Source organism: Streptomyces sp. NPDC054840, assembly GCF_053611065.1.
This window is the reverse complement of record NZ_JBSGZP010001124.1, coordinates 1-1,280: the sequence shown is the minus strand read 5'-3', so window position 1 is coordinate 1,280 and position 1,280 is coordinate 1. Positions and strand designations below refer to the sequence as shown.

Annotated in this window: 2 protein-coding genes; both read right to left on the bottom strand. The window is 69.1% G+C overall.

Features of this window, described 5'->3' with window-relative positions; all coding sequences use genetic code 11:
- Positions 1–50 precede the first annotated feature (50 nt).
- Entirely contained in the window at positions 51–629 is a 579-nt protein-coding gene (locus ACWGIU_RS38065) for a toxin (RefSeq protein ID WP_453712689.1), read from the bottom strand.
- Positions 626–1,090 (bottom strand): helix-turn-helix domain-containing protein, encoded by a 465-nt coding sequence (locus tag ACWGIU_RS38060; protein WP_453712687.1) that lies wholly within the window; start codon positions 1,088–1,090, stop codon positions 626–628. The genes ACWGIU_RS38065 and ACWGIU_RS38060 overlap by 4 nt, the downstream gene beginning before the upstream one ends.
- Between the last annotated feature and the right edge of the window lie 190 nt (positions 1,091–1,280).

Below are 1,280 nucleotides of genomic sequence, written 5' to 3'. Positions count from 1 at the left end.
TCCCTCGGGCGGCCGGCGCCACTTCGCGGACACGACCTAAGCGATCCATCTCAGATCAGGGTGCGTTCGATGCGGCTGAGCGTGGCGCTCCTGGCGGGGTTGCCGTCCTCGTCCGCCGCCGCGGCCGGCGCCGTGGCGTGCCGCTGCTCGGCGTCGCCCATCCGCTGGGACAGGAGGTAGGCGATGATCTCGGCCTCCTGCTCCTGGACGTCGTCGTAGGTCGCGCGCAGGAGCATGTCGCGCACGAGCTCGGGGTCGAGGTTGGGGAAGAGGAGGCGCGCGGCCGCCTCGTCCAACCCGCCTGCCCCGCGATGGCAGCAGATGATGTGGCCCAGCTCGTGCAAGATGATGTGCTCCTGATGCGCGCCGGTGGTGTTGGCGTCGTAGAAGATGAGGTCCTCGTCGCGGGCGGCCACCCACATGCCGCACGGATGCGACGAGGGCATCTGCATCGGGACCAGGGTGATCGGACGGTCGCGCACCTCGCCGAGGTGGCGGCACAGCTCGGCCACGTCGGTCGACGTCGGCAGATCGAGTTCGGCGATCCGCTGCGCGCCGGCCTTCCGGAGCTTCTTGAGCCGGCTGCGGCGTTCGTGATCGGCCGCCCGCTCCTTGCGGGCGCCCCTCATCCCGACTCGGAGGGGTCGGCGACGGGCGGCAGGCCCTGCATCTGCCGGTACTGGTCCATGATGGCCGTGATGGCCTGCAGGTTCTCCTTCTTCATCCCGGCCGCCCGCATCGCCACGGCGCGTACCCCGGACTGCCGCAGCGCCTCGATGGCGGCGAGCTCTCCGAGCACGGACTCGGCGACCTTGTCGTCGAAGAAGTAGGCGACCGAGACCCCGAAGAAGCGGGCCAGGGCGGACAGCAGGTCGGGTGAGGGGTTGGAGCGCTTCCCCGTGCGCAGCTGCGACAGGTACACACCCCCGACCTTGAGTTCGGGGTTCACCCGCTTCAGCTCGTCCGCGACCTCGGCGTTGGTCCAGTGCTTGCCCTTGGGGCGGACCGTTCGGAACAGGTCGTCGAGGCGCGTCGCGAGCAGGGGGCGTTCCTCACTCCCGTACTCGGTGCTGCTCTCGGTCCCGGTCATGGTGAACCATCCTCCCCTCGCCTCCTCGGTATAGCCCTCAGCTATACGCCAGTTTCACAGATTAGCGGTCAGTTGACAATTGACCAGGACTCGGCGAACGTGGGGTCCGGCCGATAGCTGGCAGCTAACTTGCGCTCACGGGGGACGCACAGTTGGTCGCCGGTGGCATCGGACTGGCCCGGCCCTCGGG

Coding starts and splice junctions, on each gene's coding strand:
- ACWGIU_RS38065 (WP_453712689.1), bottom strand. CDS start 629: ATGAGGGGCGCCCGCAAGGAGCGGGCGGCCGATCACGAACGCCGCAGC.
- ACWGIU_RS38060 (WP_453712687.1), bottom strand. CDS start 1,090: ATGACCGGGACCGAGAGCAGCACCGAGTACGGGAGTGAGGAACGCCCC.